General features: G+C 69.0%; 14 protein-coding genes and 2 tRNA genes. 7 read left to right on the top strand and 9 right to left on the bottom strand.

Annotated features, from left to right (window positions below):
• Nucleotides 1–3: 3 nt before the first annotated feature.
• From AB0H50_RS33065 to argS, 3 genes are all read right to left on the bottom strand, one after another.
• The gene (locus AB0H50_RS33065; RefSeq protein ID WP_357460525.1) at nt 4–1,359 is read right to left on the bottom strand and encodes a homoserine dehydrogenase; all 1,356 of its coding nucleotides are present in this window, start codon (nt 1,357–1,359) and stop codon (nt 4–6) included.
• Nucleotides 1,356–2,777 carry a diaminopimelate decarboxylase gene (gene lysA, locus AB0H50_RS33060; RefSeq protein WP_357460523.1) on the bottom strand — a complete coding sequence of 474 codons (1,422 nt, stop codon included), beginning with the start codon at nt 2,775–2,777 and terminating at the stop codon, nt 1,356–1,358. The genes AB0H50_RS33065 and lysA overlap by 4 nt, the downstream gene beginning before the upstream one ends.
• 73 nt (nt 2,778–2,850) lie before the next feature.
• Nucleotides 2,851–4,509 carry an arginine--tRNA ligase gene (gene argS / locus AB0H50_RS33055; RefSeq protein WP_357460520.1) on the bottom strand — a complete coding sequence of 553 codons (1,659 nt, stop codon included), beginning with the start codon at nt 4,507–4,509 and terminating at the stop codon, nt 2,851–2,853.
• A gap of 110 nt (nt 4,510–4,619) precedes the next feature.
• On the opposite strand from argS, the gene AB0H50_RS33050 reads away from it, so the two are divergent.
• The 5 genes from AB0H50_RS33050 to AB0H50_RS33030 all read left to right on the top strand — a co-directional run bounded on the left by AB0H50_RS33050 (nt 4,620) and on the right by AB0H50_RS33030 (nt 9,399).
• On the top strand, nt 4,620–5,567 hold the full coding sequence (locus AB0H50_RS33050) for a DUF3105 domain-containing protein (protein ID WP_357460518.1): 948 nt from the start codon (nt 4,620–4,622) through the stop codon (nt 5,565–5,567).
• The gene (locus AB0H50_RS33045; RefSeq protein WP_357460516.1) at nt 5,568–6,281 is read left to right on the top strand and encodes a DUF305 domain-containing protein; all 714 of its coding nucleotides are present in this window, start codon (nt 5,568–5,570) and stop codon (nt 6,279–6,281) included.
• A 121-nt stretch (nt 6,282–6,402) separates the two neighbouring features.
• A tRNA-Arg gene (locus AB0H50_RS33040) sits at nt 6,403–6,475 on the top strand.
• Between the two features lie 320 nt (nt 6,476–6,795).
• Nucleotides 6,796–7,962, top strand: a complete 1,167-nt coding sequence (locus AB0H50_RS33035) for a hypothetical protein (RefSeq protein ID WP_357460514.1) — start codon at nt 6,796–6,798, stop codon at nt 7,960–7,962.
• 39 nt (nt 7,963–8,001) lie between these two features.
• Nucleotides 8,002–9,399, top strand: a complete 1,398-nt coding sequence (locus AB0H50_RS33030) for a metallophosphoesterase (RefSeq protein WP_357460512.1) — start codon at nt 8,002–8,004, stop codon at nt 9,397–9,399.
• A gap of 110 nt (nt 9,400–9,509) precedes the next feature.
• On the opposite strand, the gene AB0H50_RS33025 is transcribed toward AB0H50_RS33030, so the two are convergent.
• Nucleotides 9,510–9,581 (bottom strand) — tRNA-Cys (locus tag AB0H50_RS33025).
• 187 nt (nt 9,582–9,768) lie between these two features.
• On the opposite strand from AB0H50_RS33025, the gene AB0H50_RS33020 reads away from it, so the two are divergent.
• Both AB0H50_RS33020 and AB0H50_RS33015 read left to right on the top strand, forming a co-directional pair.
• On the top strand, nt 9,769–10,317 hold the full coding sequence (locus AB0H50_RS33020; RefSeq protein ID WP_357460510.1) for a MarR family transcriptional regulator: 549 nt from the start codon (nt 9,769–9,771) through the stop codon (nt 10,315–10,317).
• Between the two features lie 186 nt (nt 10,318–10,503).
• Nucleotides 10,504–11,511 (top strand): Hsp70 family protein, encoded by a 1,008-nt coding sequence (locus AB0H50_RS33015; protein ID WP_357460508.1) that lies wholly within the window; start codon nt 10,504–10,506, stop codon nt 11,509–11,511.
• A 123-nt stretch (nt 11,512–11,634) separates the two neighbouring features.
• Here the strand turns inward: AB0H50_RS33015 and AB0H50_RS33010 are convergent, their stop codons facing one another.
• The 5 genes from AB0H50_RS33010 to AB0H50_RS32990 are packed head-to-tail and all read right to left on the bottom strand — an operon-like array spanning nt 11,635 to nt 17,121.
• Nucleotides 11,635–12,411, bottom strand: a complete 777-nt coding sequence (locus AB0H50_RS33010; RefSeq protein ID WP_357460506.1) for an enoyl-CoA hydratase — start codon at nt 12,409–12,411, stop codon at nt 11,635–11,637.
• Nucleotides 12,408–13,307: a 3-hydroxyisobutyrate dehydrogenase gene (gene mmsB / locus AB0H50_RS33005; protein ID WP_357460503.1), complete on the bottom strand. Its 900-nt coding sequence runs from the start codon at nt 13,305–13,307 to the stop codon at nt 12,408–12,410. Before mmsB ends, AB0H50_RS33010 begins: the two co-directional genes overlap by 4 nt.
• Nucleotides 13,304–14,389 carry an enoyl-CoA hydratase/isomerase family protein gene (locus tag AB0H50_RS33000; RefSeq protein ID WP_357460502.1) on the bottom strand — a complete coding sequence of 362 codons (1,086 nt, stop codon included), beginning with the start codon at nt 14,387–14,389 and terminating at the stop codon, nt 13,304–13,306. The genes mmsB and AB0H50_RS33000 overlap by 4 nt, the downstream gene beginning before the upstream one ends.
• A gap of 54 nt (nt 14,390–14,443) precedes the next feature.
• Complete coding sequence (locus AB0H50_RS32995; protein WP_357460499.1) at nt 14,444–15,583, bottom strand: acyl-CoA dehydrogenase family protein; 1,140 nt, start codon at nt 15,581–15,583, stop codon at nt 14,444–14,446.
• Between the two features lie 5 nt (nt 15,584–15,588).
• Nucleotides 15,589–17,121, bottom strand: coding sequence for a CoA-acylating methylmalonate-semialdehyde dehydrogenase (locus tag AB0H50_RS32990; RefSeq protein ID WP_357460496.1), 1,533 nt, complete (start codon nt 17,119–17,121; stop codon nt 15,589–15,591).

Genomic DNA, 17,121 nt, shown 5'->3' with positions numbered 1-17,121 from the left:
TCGTCATTCCTCGGTGCCTTCCAATCTCAAAACGCTGGTCACTGATGTGACGGATGCCATCTCCGCCAAGGCGGCGACGGTGTCCGCGAGCGCCGACTCCACCGCGTGGTGGGTCACCACGACCAGGCGCGCACCCTCGCCGTGCCCTTCCTGACGGACGGTCGAGATGCTCACCCCATGCTTGGCGAATTCGCCCGCCACCTTGGCCAGGACGCCGGGGACGTCTTCGACCTGCAGGTTCACGTGGTAACGGGTGGGCGTATCGCCGATCGGCGCGATCGGTAGCTCAGCATAAACCGATTCGCCCGGCGCGCGGCCACCGAAGAACTTGTTCCGTGCGGCCATCACCAGGTCGCCCAGCACCGCGGAGGCGGTCGGAGCGCCGCCGGCGCCCTGGCCGTAGAACATCAGCCTGCCCGCGTTCTCGGCCTCGACGACCACGGCGTTGAAAGCGCCGCTGACCGCGGCCAGCGGATGCCTGCGCGGGATCAGCGCCGGGTAGACCCGCACCGAGACGCGATCCTTGCCGCCCTCGGCGGCGCTCGGCTCGCCGGGGCCCGCGTCGACGCGCTCGCAGATTGCCAGCAGTTTGACCGTGCAGTTCACCGCGGACGCGGTCTCCAGGTCCTCCGCGGTGATCTTGGAGATGCCCTCGCGGTACACGTCGGCCGCGGTGACGCGGGTGTGGAACGCGAGGGACGCGAGGATCGCCGCCTTGGCGGCCGCGTCGTAGCCCTCGACGTCGGCGGTCGGATCGGCCTCCGCGTAGCCGAGGCGGGTGGCCTCGGCGAGGGTCGCGGAGTAGTCGGCGCCGGTCTCGTCCATGGCCGAGAGGATGAAGTTGGTGGTGCCGTTCACGATGCCGACCACGCGGTTCACCCGGTCGCCGGACAACGACTGGATCAGCGGGCGGACCACCGGGATGGCGCCCGCGACGGCGGCCTCGAAGTACAGGTCGGCGCGGTTGCGTTCGGCGGCCGCGGCGAGTTCGCCGGTGTAGTCGGCCAGCAGCGCCTTGTTCGCGGTCACCACGGATTTGCCCGCGTTCAGCGCGGCCAGGATGAGGCGGCGCGCGGGATCGATGCCGCCGATGACCTCGACGACCAGGTCGACGTCGGGGCGGGCGACCAGCGCGTCGGCGTCGGTGGTCAGCAGTTCGGCGGGCAGGCCGCGATCCTTGTCCAGGCTGCGCACCGCGACGCCGCGCAGCACGACCGGCGCGCCGACCCGCGAGTGCAGGTCATCGGCGTGATCCCGCAGAATCCGCACGACCTCGGTGCCGACATTGCCCATGCCGAGGACCGCGACGCCGATCGGGCGATCGGTCCCCCACATGCTGTTCTTGGCTACTTCGGTCATGCCTCAACCTCCAGACTCAGCAGATCCGCCACCGTTTCCCGGCGCAGCACCAGTCGCGGCTGACCGTCGCGGACGGCGACGACCGCCGGACGGGTCAACTGGTTGTATCGACTGGACATCGAATAGCAATACGCGCCGGTCGCCGCCACCGCCACCAGGTCGCCCGGGCCGACGTCGGCGGGCATCCAGGTGTCACGAATGACGATATCCCCGCTCTCGCAATGCTTTCCGACGACGCGCGCGACCACCGGCTGCGCGTCCGAGGAGCGCGAGACCAAGCGGCAGTCGTAGTCGGCCTGGTAGAGCGCGGGACGAATGTTGTCGCTCATGCCGCCGTCGACGCTCACGTAGCGGCGGTGCAGGCCGCCGTCCAACGAGACGTCCTTGATGGTGCCGACCTCGTACAGGGTGACGGTGCCCGGTCCTGCGATGGCGCGACCCGGCTCGACGGCGATGGTGGGCTCGGGCAGGCCTGCGCGGGCCGCCTCTTCGGCGACCAAGCGGCGCAGGTTCGCCGCGAACTCGCCCAGCGGCGGCGGGTCGTCGTTGGGCAGGTACGAAATACCCAGTCCGCCACCGAGATCCAGCGTCGAGATCTGCGCGGTGCGTTCCACGCCGAACTTGTCGATGGCCTCGCGCAGCAGGCCGAGCATGCGGCGCGCGGCGATCTCGAACCCGTCGATCTCGAAGATCTGCGAGCCGATGTGCGAGTGCAGGCCGACCAGCCGGAGGTTGCCGGCCTCGAAGACGCGCGCGAGCGCCTCCATGGCGTCGCCGCCCGCGATCGAGAAGCCGAACTTCTGGTCCTCGTGCGCGGTCGAAATGTATTCGTGCGTATGGGCTTCCACGCCGACGGTGACGCGGACCAGCACGTCCTGCACCACACCGGCACGCCCGGCCACCGCTTCGAGGCGGTCGATCTCGATCAGCGAGTCGACCACCACGTGGCCGACACCCGCCTGCACCGCGGCTTCCAGCTCGGTGACGGATTTGTTGTTGCCGTGCAACGCGATTCGCTCGGCGGGGAAACCCGCGTGCAGCGCGATCGCGAGCTCGCCGCCGGAGCACACGTCCAGCGAGAGGCCCTCGTCGCGGATCCAGCGCGCGATCTCACCGCACAGGAACGCCTTGGACGCGTAGTGCACCCTGGCGTTGGGGCCGAAGGCCTGCACCATGTCGCGGCAGCGGGAGCGGAAGTCGTCCTCGTCCACCACGAACAGCGGGGTGCCGAACTGCGCGGCCAGGTCGTGCACCGGCACGCCCGCGAGATGCACGACGCCGTCGGCGTCGCGGGAGGCGTTGCGCGGCCACACGTTCGCGGGCAGGTCGATCATCTGCTTCGGGGCGGTCGGCCGCTCCGGGAGGTTGGGAGCATGGGGGATCTCTGCGTGGCGTGGCCCGGCGGGGTGCGCGCTCATAGTTGTTCCTTCCTTGCCGCACGCGCCGGGCACGTGGACGGGTACGACCTCTTCGACTCGACTCGCTCGCGCACTACATACGCTCCGGGGCGCTGACGCCGAGCAGGCCGAGGCCGTTGGCCAGCACCTGACGGGTGGCCTTCACCAGTTCGAGCCGGGCGGACTTGAGCGGCGTGACCGGCTCGTCACCCTTCGGCAGTACCCGCATGTCGTCGTCGGACTGGAACGGGTGGTACGCACCGGCCAGTTCCTCCAGGTAGCGCACCACGCGGTGCGGTTCCCGCATCTCGGCGGCCGTCGCGATCACCCGCGGGTACTCGCCCAGCGTACGGATCAGCTCGCCTTCGCGATCGGAGGACATCAGGCCGAAATCCGGTGCCACCGAAGCGAAGTCGAACGCGGCCGAGTTGTCGATGATGCGGCTGGAGCGGGCGTGCGCGTATTGCACGTAGTAGATCGGGTTCTCGTTGTTCTGCTTGGTCCACAGGTCCAGGTCGATGTCGATGCTGGAGTTCACCGACGACCGCACCAGGGAGTAGCGCGCCGCGTCGACGCCGATCGCCTCGACCAGGTCGTCGAGCGTCACCACCGTGCCCGCGCGCTTGCTCATGCGCACGGCCGCACCGTCTTTCACCAGATTCACCATCTGGCCGATCAGGACCTCGACGGTGTTCGGGTCGTCGCCGAACGCTGCCGCGGCGGCCTTCAGGCGGCCGATGTAGCCGTGGTGATCCGCGCCGAGCATGTAGATGCACAGATCGAAGCCGCGGCCGCGCTTGTTGTGGAAGTAGGCGATGTCACCGGCGATGTAGGCGGACTTGCCGTCGCTCTTGATGACCACCCGGTCCTTGTCGTCGCCGTACTCGGAGCTGGCGATCCACCAAGCGCCGTCCTTCTCGTACAGCTTGCCGGAGGACTTCAGCTCCTCGACCGCCTTGTCGACCGCGCCAGAGGCGAACAGCGAGCTCTCGTTGAAGTAGACGTCGAAGTCGGTGCCGAACTCGTGCAGCGTCTGCTTGATGTGCGCGAACATCAGCTCGACACCCTCGCGGCGGAACACCTCGTGCCGCTCGTCCTCGGGCAGGTCGACGGCGCCCGGGTTGCCAGCGACGACCTGGTCGGCGATTTCGCCGATGTAGGCGCCCGCGTACCCGTCCTCCGGGGTCGGCGCGCCGGTGGCGGCGGCGACCAGCGAGTTGGCGAACCGGTCGATCTGCGCGCCGTGGTCGTTGAAGTAGTACTCGCGGGTGACGTCGGCGCCCTGCGCGGCGAGGATGCGGCCGAGCGCGTCGCCGACCGAGGCCCACCGGGTGCCGCCGAGGTGAATCGGTCCGGTCGGGTTCGCCGAGACGAACTCCAGGTTGATCCTGGTACCCGCGAGCGCGTCGGCGGTGCCGAAGGACGCGCCTGCCGCGAGCACTTTCTGCACGATCGCGCCCTGCGCGGCGGCGGCGAGCCGGATGTTCAGGAAGCCGGGACCGGCGACCTCCGCCGAGGACACGCCCTCGGCGGCGCTCAGCGCGTCGGCCAGCCAGGTGGCCAGTTCGCGCGGATTCGTTCCGGCCTTCTTGGCCACCTGCATGGCCACATTCGTGGCATAGTCACCGTGTTCCGGATTGCGAGGGCGCTCCACATTGACCTCGTCGGGCAGGACTGCAGGGTCCAGTCCACGTTCGACAAGCACCTTCGCCGCGGTGGAGCGAAGGAGATCTGCAAGGTCAGCTGGAGTCACGAGTCTCTATCCTATGGTCTTGACAGGTGTACGCCGTCGGGCGGGCACTGCCCCGGATCCGTCCGTAACGAACAGCACAGCGGTTCATCACATCGAGAGAGCAACGAGCAATGCCGAATAGCAACAGCGCCTCGAAGTCGGCCAAGGCCGTCCGAGCCGCCGGGAAGGTGTCGCCTTCCCGCAAGGGGGGCGGCGGCAAGGGCCAGCTTCCGAAGAAGCGTCAGATCCCGTGGTTGGCCATCGGCGCGGCCGCAGTAATCATCGCATTGATCGGCGCCCTCGCCTACAGCCTGGTCCCCAAATATCGCGAACAGGCCGAACTGGACAAATACACGCCCAGCGCGCAGAAGAAGGATCCCTCGGATCAGATCGCCGGCGTGGTCAAGAAGGACTACGCGCAGGGCGCGGGCAAGCACGTCGACCCGACGCAGCGGGTGGCCTACGACCAGAAGCCGCCGTTCGGTGGACCGCACGATCAGGCGTGGGCCGACTGCACCGGCGTCGTCTACGGCAAGCCGATCCGCACCGAGAACGCGGTGCACTCGCTCGAGCACGGCGCCGTGTGGATCACCTACAACCCCGACAAGGTGGATGCCGCGGGCATCGACACGCTGAAGAAGAAAGTCGAAGGCAAGCAGTACACGCTGATGTCGCCCTACCCGGGGCTGGACAGCGCGGTCTCGCTGCAATCCTGGGGCCATCAGCTGAAGCTGGACAGCCCGGACGACAAGCGGGTCAGCCAGTTCATCACCGCGCTGCGGCAGAACCAGTACACCTACCCCGAGGTCGGCGCTGCCTGCTCCAACCCGTACTTCGACAGGGAGAACCCGGAGCCGTTCGACCCGGCGCCGCCCGGGCCGGACGCGGTGCCGATGGACGGTGCGGGCATCCCGACCGACCCGTCCGAGCTCGGCGGCGGACTGCCCGGAATCCCTGGTGTGCCCGGCATCCCCGGTGTTCCAGGCCTGCCCGGCGCCCCCGGATTGCCCGGCACGCCCGGACTGCCCGGTGCGCCCGGACTGCCCAGTGCGCCTGCCGAGCCAACGGCGGCCCCCTAGATGGAGGCCGATATCGAGACCGAATCCGGCGCGGAGCACGGCTTCAAAGCGCAGGTGCGCAGGCAAGGTGTCGCGCTGCTGATCCTCGGCACGCTCGGCGCCATCCTGCTCGGATTCGCCATCGGAACCCTCGTCCGGCTTCCGCTGGACGGCGGCTCCGGCGAACCCGACCCGACCGCCGTCGACGTCGGCTTTGCCCAGGACATGTCCGCGCACCACGCGCAGGCCGTCGAGATGGCGGGCATCGCCCTGCTGCGCTCCACCGACAACGACGTGCGCAGGCTGGCCTACGACATCATGACCACCCAGCAGAACCAGGTCGGCCGGATGCAGGGCTGGCTGCAACTGTGGAACAAGCCGGCGCAGGGCGCCGACGGTTTCATGGGGTGGATGAGCGAGCCCGGCTCCGAGCACGGACACGGCGGCGGGCAGCAGATGTCCGGTTCGATGGCGAGCATGCCCGGCATGGCGACCCAGGAGGAGCTCGCGGCGCTGCGCCAAGCTCCCGCACCCGAGGCCGACGTCATCTTCCTGCGCCTCATGCTGCGCCACCACCAGGGCGGCATGCCGATGATGGAATACGCGGCCAAGCACGCGGCGACCACGGCCGTCCGCACCCTCGCCGCCAGCATGGCCGAAACCCAGCAGGCCGAATCCCGGCTGCTGACCACCATGCTCACCGCCCGCGGCGGCAGCCCGCTCCCCCTCAACTGACCGGGCGTCGGGTCGGCCCAGGCGAAAGCCCCCGGCCCGACGCTCTTTTTGGCGTCCAGCGCACGATGCGATACGCTTGCCCCGCCCGATCGGACCACCCGGCCCGACCGAGATCTATCCCGCCCTCGTAGCTCAGGGGATAGAGCGTCTGCCTCCGGAGCAGAAGGCCGCAGGTTCGAATCCTGCCGAGGGCACTCCACTCGCAGCAGGTCCATGCCCACGGAGGGCGTGGGCCTTTGCTCGTTTCGTAGTGTTTTGTGGGGGTGCGACCCCCACGCCCCGCCCGGCGGGCTGCGCCCCCGGACCCCCCTGTCGCGGGCTGGGTTTTGGGGGAATCGTTCGGTTTGGGTTCGCCATGACACGACACATCGGGGTGAAGGAGCTGGCGTTGGGCGTCCTGCTCGATCGACGGTGCGTCGGAGAGACCGCCGCTGAGATCGATCGGCGTCTGTGGCCGGTTCGAATGCGGGTGCGCCGCTGATCTATGCCGCGCTGTCGGCTTGCGGAGGGGTCGGTGGGCAACGCACTCGATCTTTGGCAGGATTGCCGGGTGCGTTCTGTATTGCGGGTGGGGGCCCTTGTGGCTGCGATGATCGCCCTGAGTTCTTGTTATTCCGATGATGTTCCGGCTTCGGTAGCCACGACTACTTCGGCGGCGCCGACGAGCGTGTTGACGCCGGATCAGCGGCGTCACCAAGGCATGCTGGCGGAGGGTACGCGGATGGCGGATGTGCTTGCGCTGCCGACGGATATCGATCCGGACGTCACCGTGTACGGGCGGGCGGGGGTGCTGACGTCGGCGACCCTGCTGGTGATGGCGGGGCACAATGATGCGATCAAGGCGGCGGCCGATGACAACGGGCTGTTGACCGGCGCCATCACGCATCGCACCAACGGGGACCGGGAGCGGCGGAAGGACCTGACGCACGGCGTGATGCGTTTTCCGGATGCCGCCGCGGCGAGCAAGGCGGCCGAGGATCTCGCGGACGGCGCGGTGAACTACCGGGGCCTGCTGGAATCGCAATCCCGCACGGCCGCACCGCTGCCCGGGGCGCCGGAGACGCAATTCAGTCACAAGGAAGAACGGGGGCGCGTCGAGAGCATGGCCTTCACCGCCGTCCGCGAATATGTGATCTACACGTGGGTGCGGGCCGGGTCTCGCGAAGAACTGGAGCGAATCACGCTGCGCGCCCTCGAATTACAGCGTCCGCTGCTGGACGAGTTCCGTCCGACGGCGGCCGCAGACTATCCCGAGCTGCCCTATGACCCTGACGGCGTCTTCGCCCTCGCCGTCGGTGACGGCGACGCGCAGCAGGGCGCGTATCGCCAACGCGGCGCGATGCTTTTCGCACCGGACCAGCCGCGGGCGGCGACCCTGTTCCGCGAGGTCGGGCTGAATGCGATGGCAAACAAGGGAACCACGGTCTACCGCGCCGACGACGCCGCCGGGGCGCAGCGCCTGAGCGCGGCTCTCGGCGAGATGCAGCGCGCATACCAGCCTGCGCAAGCACCCGCCGGAATCCCTTCCGCCACTTGTCTTTCCAAGCCGGAAGGCGGCGCAAATTCGTGGTTCTGCCTGGTCACCGCGGGCCGGTACGTCGGCGAAATCTGGGCGAAGACCCAGGACGACGCGCACCGGCTGCTCGAGCAGCAGCACCAGGCGCTGCGCAGCGCGAAGTAGACCGGATCGCGGCTACATTCTTGCCGTACCCTCGCGATCATGACCTGCTGCGGACCCTCGCGCCGGACCTTGCTCGGCGCGATCGCCTCCGCGGCACTGCTCTCGGTCAGCGGCACGGCGGTCAGTCGCGCTCGGGCACAGCCTGTTTCGCTGTTGGCGACGGATCTGGAAGTCGTCACCGTCACCGACCGATCGGTCGTGCTCACCTGGACCACCGTGGCGGCGGACGAGTCTGGACGCCTGACCCCGGTCGCCTCCGACGCCGAAGTTCGGCTCGGCCCGGCCGATTCGCCGCGAGCGCCGGTCCCGGTCTTCGCCGATCCCGATCGAACGCCGTTCCACTACGCCGAGATCGGCGGTCTGGAGCCGGGCCGCCGCTACCGATTCGAGGCGTGGTCGCAGGGCGTGCGGGCGACGCCCGCGCTCTCGCTCACCACGCGGTCGCCCGGAACACCGGAGGCCACCGGCGAATTCACCACCATGGTGCCGCCGCCCGGCCGCCTGTTGCGCACCATCGCGCTGGCCAACGACGTGCACTACGGAGAGACGGTGAGCGGCTTGGTGATCGGCGCGTTTCCGCCCGGCTTCCGCCAGCAGGCCGGTCTCCCGCCCTACCCCGAGGTCATGCTTTCCGCGCTGCTCGACGACCTCCGGGCCAGGAGCGTGAATCATCTTGTCGTCGCGGGAGATCTGACCAGCGAGGCGACCCCGGAGGAGTCGCGCGCCGTCCGCACCCGGCTCGACTCGTGGGGCGCGCTCGGCAGCGACTACCTGGTGACGCGCGGCAATCACGATCGCCCGCACGTCGACTACCAGGGCTGCACCCACCTCGGCGAGCACCGCGACTGCTGGGGCGACAGTTTCCTCGCCCGGCAGGAGTTGGCCGAGCACGAGGTCGGCGGATTGCGGCTGCTCGGCGTGGACACCAGCGACCTCGACGGCGCGGGCGGCCGCATCGAACGACCCCAGTTCGACCGCTTGGCCGAGGCGCTGCGCGCCGACCCGGACCGTCCGACGCTGGTCTTCGGCCACCACCCGGTGACCGTCGAATCGGGACTCACCAACACCGCGGGCCCGGCCTTCGTCCTCGATGGCACCGACAGCGCCGAACTCCAGCGTCTTTACGAGCGGGCGCCCGGCGTCTTCCTGCACCACAGCGGCCACACCCACCGCAACCGCCGCACCCGGCCGGACGCGAACATCGCGGTGGAATTCCTGGAGGTCGCCGCGGTGAAGGAGTATCCGGGCGGCTACAGCCTGCTCCGCGTGTACGAGGGCGGCTACATGGTGAACTTCTACAAGACGCGCACCGAGGACGCTCGGCGGTGGAGCAGCACCACCCGGGGCGAATATTTCGGACTGCTGCCCGATTACACCCTCGGAACCTTCGCCGACCGTAATCACGTTGTCGCGCGGGATTCTTCCGGCCTGTCCTGAACGGACGGAAACCGACGAGGGGAAGGCGCGAACATCGACGGCGCCCCGGTCCGGCGGTGGCGTAACACCGAACCGAGGCTCCGACGACCGGCGCATCCGATCTTGCCTAGAGCGAGCGGCGGGAATCGAACCCGCGTAAACGGCTTTGCAGACCGTTGCCTCAACCACTCAGCCACGCCCGCCTCGCATTCGAGAATGCCGGGCCGCGCCACCGGCGACCAGGCTTGGGCTCGAGCTGATTCAAACCTCGCGGCAGCTCGAGAGATCGCCCCGATCCCACTCGGGCTTGGGCCGGCCCCACACGCCGATATCGCCGGAACGTCGAGCACGCGACGGGGAGAGAACCGCCCGGCATGCAATGATCGGGGAATGTCTCGGTCACGCCCGCTCCCAGTCGATCCGATCGAGGAGGCCCACCGCCAGTGGGTCGGCCACGGCTGGGGCGATGTCGCCGACGGGATGGCGGCGGTGACCTCTCTGGTCCGCGCACAGCAAATCGTGATGGCCCGGGTGGACGAAGCACTGAAACCGACCGGTCTGACCTTCTCCCGGTACGAACTGCTCATGCTGCTGAGCTTCAGCAAGACCGGCGCGCTGCCGATGGCGAAGGCCAGCGCCCGGCTCCAGGTGCACCCGACCAGCGTCACCAACACCGTCGACCGACTGGAGGCGGCACGCCTCGTCGAGCGGGTACCGCATCCCAGCGACCGCCGCGCCACTCTCATCGAAATCACCGACGCCGGAAGGGAATTGGTCGCCGAAGCCACCGAGGAACTGAACGCGAAGGTGTTCGCCCACCCGGGTCTTCGGCCGGATCGGCTGCACCTGCTGTTGCAGCTGCTGGCGGAATTCCGGCATGCCGCGGGCGACTTCGACACCGGCGACGCGCCGGCCCGCTGGAACACCAGGGAACGCTGAACTGCACCGAACCCCGTTCCGTACCTGGCGGTCTCATACACCAGGGAATCGACCTCCGCGTAACAGTCCGGCATCCAACTAGCGAATTCGCGGCGGCGTTGCCTTGGCAGCGGAGGAGAAAAGGTCCACCATGGATCCATGGTGCTGGTCTTGGGGGTATCGGCGGGCGCTGGTGGTGCGCGCGCGATGTTGACGCATAGCGACCAACCGCACCTTCCCCCGATCGATCGCTGCGATGTCCCGCGCCGCGCGGGCGCGGGCGTAGAGGAGGCCGTGTTCGAGGCGATCCGCGAGATGTGCCGCTCGGCCCAGCTGCGCGATGAGCTGATCACCGGCACCGCCGTCACCTGCCGCTGCACTCTGCACGCCGACGCCATCCGGTCCGCCGCGGGCCGCAGCAGGCTCACCATCGTCGACGAGCCGCTGGCCCAGCTGCGCTACCTGCGCTTCACCGGCAAGCTTCCGGACTCCGGCACCGTGATCCTCTACGACCTCGGCAGCTCCGGGCTGACCGTCACGCACGCCGACTGCCGCACCGACGCCATCCTTTCCAGCAAACGCAGCACCGTACTCGGCGGCGACGGCTACGACGCGCTGCTGCGCTGGCAACTGGCCCGCGAAGGCGTGCTCACCGATCGGCTCACCAGCAGGCGGCACCGCGAGGCGCTGAGCAGCGCGCGGGTGGTCACCGCGACCGATCCCGGCTCCGGCGGACGAGCCGTGGTGACCCGCAGCGATCTGGCCGAACTGTGCGCCGCGGGCATCCACCACTCCGTGTCGTTCGTCCGCCAGCTCATCGAGGAGGCCGGGGTGCGGCCCGAGGCGCTCGTCCTGGTCGGCGGCTGCACCCGCAGCCCGAGCGTGCGCGGCGAGCTGGCCGAACTGGTCGACCTGCCGCTGATCTACGACCCGGAGCCGGATTACGTCTCGGCGCGAGGGGCGTTGCTGTTCGCCGCCGAACGCCCATCCGGCGATGTGCGCATGGCGCGGCTGCGGACAGGCGCCCTGCCCACGCTCGCCCCCGCGAGCGTCGGCCGCCGAAAGATCATCGCCGCCGTGGCGGTCACCGCGGCACTCGGCGCGACCATCGCCGGTTTGCTCGCCGTGGAACGGGATTCGGCACACCCACCGACCGGGGGAACCGCGCCGACGCATATCGAACTGCGCACCACCCCGCAGCCCTCGGGCAACTGAGGCCGGAGCCCCCGCATCCCGTTGGCTAGCATGGCGCGATTCCAACGCGGGTCGCTTTCCCACGGAAACGACAACGGCTCGCGCGAACGCACCGAAAGGCGAACGCGCGAGCCGTAAACGGACTCAGCGGTTGCTGAACTTCGCGGGCCGCTTGTCGACGAAGGCGGTCATGCCTTCCTTCTGATCCTCGATCGCGAACAGCGAGTGGAAGACACGACGCTCGAAACGCAGCCCCTCGGCGAGGGTGGTCTCGAAGGAGCGGTTCACCGCCTCCTTCGCGATCATGGCGACCGGCAGCGACATCGCGGCAATGGTCTCCGCCACCTCGAGCGCGGTGTCGAGCAGTTCGGCGGCGGGCACGATGCGCGAGACCAGTCCGGCGCGCTCGGCTTCCTCGACGTCCATGTTGCGGCCGGTCAGCACCAGGTCCATGGCCTTGGCCTTGCCGATTGCCCTGGTCAGCCGCTGCGAGCCGCCGATGCCTGGGATGACGCCCAGCTTGATCTCCGGCTGCCCGAACTTGGCCGTGTCGGCGGCGATCAGGATGTCGCAGATCATCGCCAGCTCACAGCCGCCGCCGAGCGCGTAGCCCGCGACCGCCGCGATGGTGGGCTTGCGGAAGTTCGCCAGCCGGTCCCAGCGCGCGAAGAAATCGTCCATGAACATGTCCATGTACGACTTGGGCTGCATCTCCTTGATGTCGGCGCCCGCGGCGAAGGCCCGCTCCGAGCCGGTGATGACGACCGCGCCGATCGCGTCGTCGCGCTCGAGCTCGTCCAGCGCGGCGATCACGTCATCGAGGACCTGCGCGTTCAGCGCGTTGAGCGCCTTCGGCCGGTTCAGTGTGATCCAGCCGACCCGGCCCTTGCGCTCCAGCAGAATCGTCTCGAAGTCGCTCACTCGGTCACCTCTTGCTCGGATCGGTTACGGATATCGGTGACGATAGCCGAGAAGTCCTTGCCCGCGTCCGTCTGGTTGAACCGGCTGTAGATCTCCGCGGCGAGCGCGCCGAGCTGCCCGTCGATGCCGTTGGCGCGCAAGGCGTTCGCGGCGAGACCGAGGTCCTTGGTCATCAGCGCGGTGGCGAATCCGGGCTGGTAGTCGTTGTTCGCCGGGCTGGTCGGGACCGGGCCGGGGACCGGGCAATAGCTGGTCAGCGCCCAGCTCTGGCCCGACGCGGTGGAGACCACGTCGAAGAACGACTGGTGGCTCAGGCCCAGCTTCTCGCCGAGCACCAGCGCCTCGGACAGGCCGATCATCGAGATGCCGAGCAGCATGTTGTTGCAGATCTTGGCGGCTTGGCCGACGCCCGCATCGCCGCAGTGCACGACCTTGCCGCCCATTACCTCGAGCACCGGGAGCGCGTCCGCGAAATCGGCCGCCGCACCACCCACCATGAAGGTCAGGGTGCCCGCGGCCGCGCCGGCGACGCCGCCCGAGACCGGCGCGTCCAAAGCGCGGTGCCCGGCCGCGACGGTCAGCGCGGCCGCTTCCTTGGCGTCGGCGACGTCGATGGTGGAGCAGTCGATGAACAGGGTGCCCGGCTGCGCGGCGGGCAGCAGGTCGGCGTAGACGTCGAGCACCAGCTTGCCGTTGGGCAGCATGGTGATCACCACGTCACGGTCGACGGCCGCCGCGACGGCCGTGTCGACGACGGTCGCGCCGTCCTTGCGCGCCTGCTCCTGCGCCGCGGGCACCGGGTCGAAGGCGAGCACGTCATAACCCGACTCGACCAAGTTGGCCGCCATGGGCGCGCCCATGTGGCCGAGGCCGAGGAAACCGATCTTTGTCGTCACTGCCGTGCCTCCGGTGTAGCCAAACCCAGTTCCTTGTCGCCCAATTCGGCGAAGTACGCCGCCACCTGCGCGTCGGTGACCTCGGCGAGGGTCGCCGGTCGCCACTGCGGATTGCGGTCCTTGTCGATCACCTGCGCGCGGATGCCCTCGACCAGATCGTGCGAGCGCAGCGAGGCGACGGAGACGCGATACTCCTTGTTCAGCACCGACTCCAGGCTCGGCAGAGCACCGGCCGCCCGCAACGAGCGCAGCGTGACCTTCAGCGCGACAGGCGATTTGGCGAGCAGGTCGGAGGCCGCCTTCGCAGCCTCCGGTGCGTCGGATGCTTGCAGCCGCGCCACGATCTCCTCGACGGTGTCGGCGCCGTAGCAGGCGTCGATCCAGTCCCGCTGCGCGAACAACTCGGATTCCGGCGCCGCCATGGCGAACTTCGCGATCGCCACCTCCGCTGTCTCGGTGCGCAGCGTCTCCAGCAGGGCCGGGATGTGCTCCGAAGGCACGTAGTAGTCGGCGAAGCCGGCCTCGATGGCGTCGCCCGCGCCCATCCGCGCGGTGGTCAGCGCGACGTGCGTGCCGATCTCGCCGGGCGCGCGCGAGAGCAGGTAGGTGCCGCCGACGTCAGGGATGAAGCCGATGCCCACCTCGGGCATGCCGATCTTGGACCGCTCGGTGACGATGCGGTGGCTGCCGTGGCCGGAAAGGCCGACGCCGCCGCCCATCACGATGCCGTCCATGATCGCCACGTACGGCTTCGGGTAGCGACCGATCAGCGCGTTGAGGATGTACTCGTCGCGCCAGAACACGCCGGTCGGCGAATCCGCGCTTGCGGTATCGGGCGTCGCGGAGCGATCGTTCAGCACGAGCGCGTCGGCGTGAATGGCGACGATATCGCCCCCCGCGCACAGCCCGCGCTCCCCCGCGCCGGTGACCACGACGGTGCGCACCTCGTCGTCCTCGGCCCACGCGCGCAGTGCGTCGGTGATCGCCAGCGCCATGGGGTGATTCAGCGCGTTGATGGCCTTGGGCCGGTTCAGCGTGATCAGCCCGAGGCCGTCGCGCTTGTCGATCAGTACTTCAGTCATGGTGCTCCTTAGGTGAACGGTGCGCCTGCCTCAGATAGGTAGGTTCGCGCCCCGTCACGCTGCTCCTATCACCGAGCGGGCTACGACGACCCGCATGATCTCGTTGGTGCCCTCGAGGATCTGGTGGACGCGCAGATCACGGACGATCTTCTCCAGGCCGTATTCGTGCAGGTAGCCGTAGCCGCCGTGCAGCTGGAGCGCCTTGTTGGCCACCTCGAAGCCGACGTCGGTGGCGAATCGCTTGGCCATGGCGCACAGTTCCACCTTGTCGGGCGCGTCCGCGTCGAGCGCGGCGGCCGCGCGCCACAGCAGCGTCCGCGCGGCCTCCAATTCGGTTCGCATATCGGCTAATTCGAATTGCAACGCCTGGTTCTTCAGCAGCGCCTTACCGAAGGCCGTGCGGTCGGCGAGATAGGGCACGGACTTGTCCAGCGCCGTCTGCGCGCCGCCCACCGAGCACGCGGCGATGTTCAGCCGCCCGCCGTTGAGGCCGTTCATGGCGATGCGGAACCCGTCGCCCTCCGCGCCGAGGCGGTTGGCGACCGGGACGCGGACGTCCTCCAGCACGACCTGCCTGGTCGGCTGCGCGTTCCAGCCCATCTTCCGCTCGTTCGGCCCGACCGAGAGGCCAGGGGCGTCGGCGGGCACGATCAGCGTCGAAATGCCGCGCGCCCCTTCGTCACTCGTGCGCACCATCATCACGTACACGTCGTTGGCGCCCGCGCCGGAGATGAACTGTTTCGCGCCGTTGAGGATGTAGTCCTCGCCGTCGCGAACGGCCTTGGTGCTCAACGCCGCCGCGTCGGAGCCGACGCCGGGCTCGGTGAGCGCGTAGCTGCCGAGCAGCTCCATCGAGGTCAGGCCCGGCAGCCAGCGGTTGCGTTGATCGTCGGTGCCGTAGGCATCGATCATCCAGGCGGCCATGTTGTGGATGGAGATGTAGGCCGCCACCGCCGGACACCCGGTGGCCAGCTGCTCGAAGATGCGCACGGCGTCGAGCCTGCGCAGCCCCGAGCCGCCGACGTCCTCGCGGACGTAGATGCCGCCGAGGCCGAGCGGGCCCGCCTTGCGCAGCACGTCCACCGGAAAGTGTTTCTGCTCATCCCATTCCAGCGCGTTGGGCGCCAGGAACTCGTCAGCGAACTGGCGCGCGGTCTCGCCGATCGCGCGCTCGTCCTCGTTCAGAGTGAACATCCGGCTCAGTCCATCGTCGGGATGACGAACGCGTTGGCCGCGGAGCCTGCGGAGCGGCCCGAAGACACCGTCTCCTTTCCGCCCGAAGGCCAGCGCTGGGTCACCGTCTTGGTCTTGGTGTAGAAGCGGATCGAATCCGGGCCGTGCTGGTTCAGATCGCCGAAGCCGGACCGCTTCCAGCCGCCGAAGGTGTAGTACGCGATCGGCACCGGGATCGGCACGTTGATGCCGACCATGCCGACCTCGACCCTGGCCGCGAAATCGCGGGCGGTGTCGCCGTCGCGGGTGAAAATGGCCACGCCGTTGCCGTATTCGTGCTCGTTGGCCAGGCGCAGGCCCTCCTCGTAGTCCTTGGCGCGCACGACGCTGACCACCGGGCCGAAGATCTCCTCCCGGTAGATGCGCATGTCGGCGGTGACCTTGTCGAACAGCGTCGCGCCGACGAAGTAGCCGTCCTCGCCGCCTTCGACGGTCAGGCCGCGGCCGTCCACGACCAGCTCGGCCCCCTCATCGATGCCGATCTGGACGTAGTTGTTCACCCGGTCCACGCCGTCCTCGCCGACCAGCGGGCCGAAGTCCGCGCCCGGGTCGTCGGAGCGGCCGATGTTCAGCTTGTGCACCCGCTCGGTCAGCTTGGCCACCAGGCGGTCGGCGGTCTCCTCGCCGACCGGCACGGCGACCGAGATGGCCATGCAGCGCTCGCCCGCGGAACCGTAGCCCGCGCCGATCAGCTGGTCGGCGACGTCGTCGAGATCGGCGTCCGGCATCACGATGGCGTGGTTCTTCGCGCCGCCGAAGCATTGGGCGCGCTTGCCGTTCGCGGTCGCCGTCTCGTAGATGTACTGGGCGATCGGGGTGGAGCCGACGAAACCGACGGCCTTGATCCGCGGATCGTGCAGCAGCGTGTCGACGGCCTCCTTGTCGCCGTTGACCACGTTGAACACGCCCGGGGGCAGGCCCGCCTCGAGGAACAGCTCGGCGAGCCGCAGCGGCACCGAGGGGTCGCGCTCGGAGGGCTTGAGCACGAACGCGTTGCCGCAGGCCAGCGCGGGACCGGCCTTCCACAGCGGGATCATGGCCGGGAAGTTGAACGGGGTGATGCCCGCGACGACGCCGAGCGGCTGGCGCATCGAGTAGACGTCGATGCCGGTGCCCGCGCTCTCGGTGTATTCGCCCTTGAGCAGGTGCGGGATGCCGGTGGCGAACTCGACGACCTCGAGCCCGCGCTGGATGTCGCCCTTGGCGTCGGCGATGGTCTTGCCGTGCTCGGCGGAGAGCAGCGCGGCCAGGCTGTCCATCTCGTCCTGCACCAGGGTGAGGAACTTCATCAGCACCCTGGCCCGCTTCTGCGGGTTGAACGCCGCCCACTCCGGCTGGGCCGCCGCGGCATTCGTGATGGCCGCCTCCACCTCGGACTTGCTCGCCAGCGGCACGCGCGCCTGCACCTGGCCGATGTTCGGGTCGAAGACATCGCCGTAGTTGCCCGAGGCGCCTGCGACGTGTTGCCCGCCGATGAAGTGAGTGAGTTCGCGAACCAT

The organism is Nocardia sp. NPDC050793 (assembly GCF_040654065.1).
Lineage (GTDB): Bacteria > Actinomycetota > Actinomycetes > Mycobacteriales > Mycobacteriaceae > Nocardia.
Note: the sequence above shows the minus strand (reverse complement) of the source record. Positions and strands in the feature narration are given on the sequence as shown.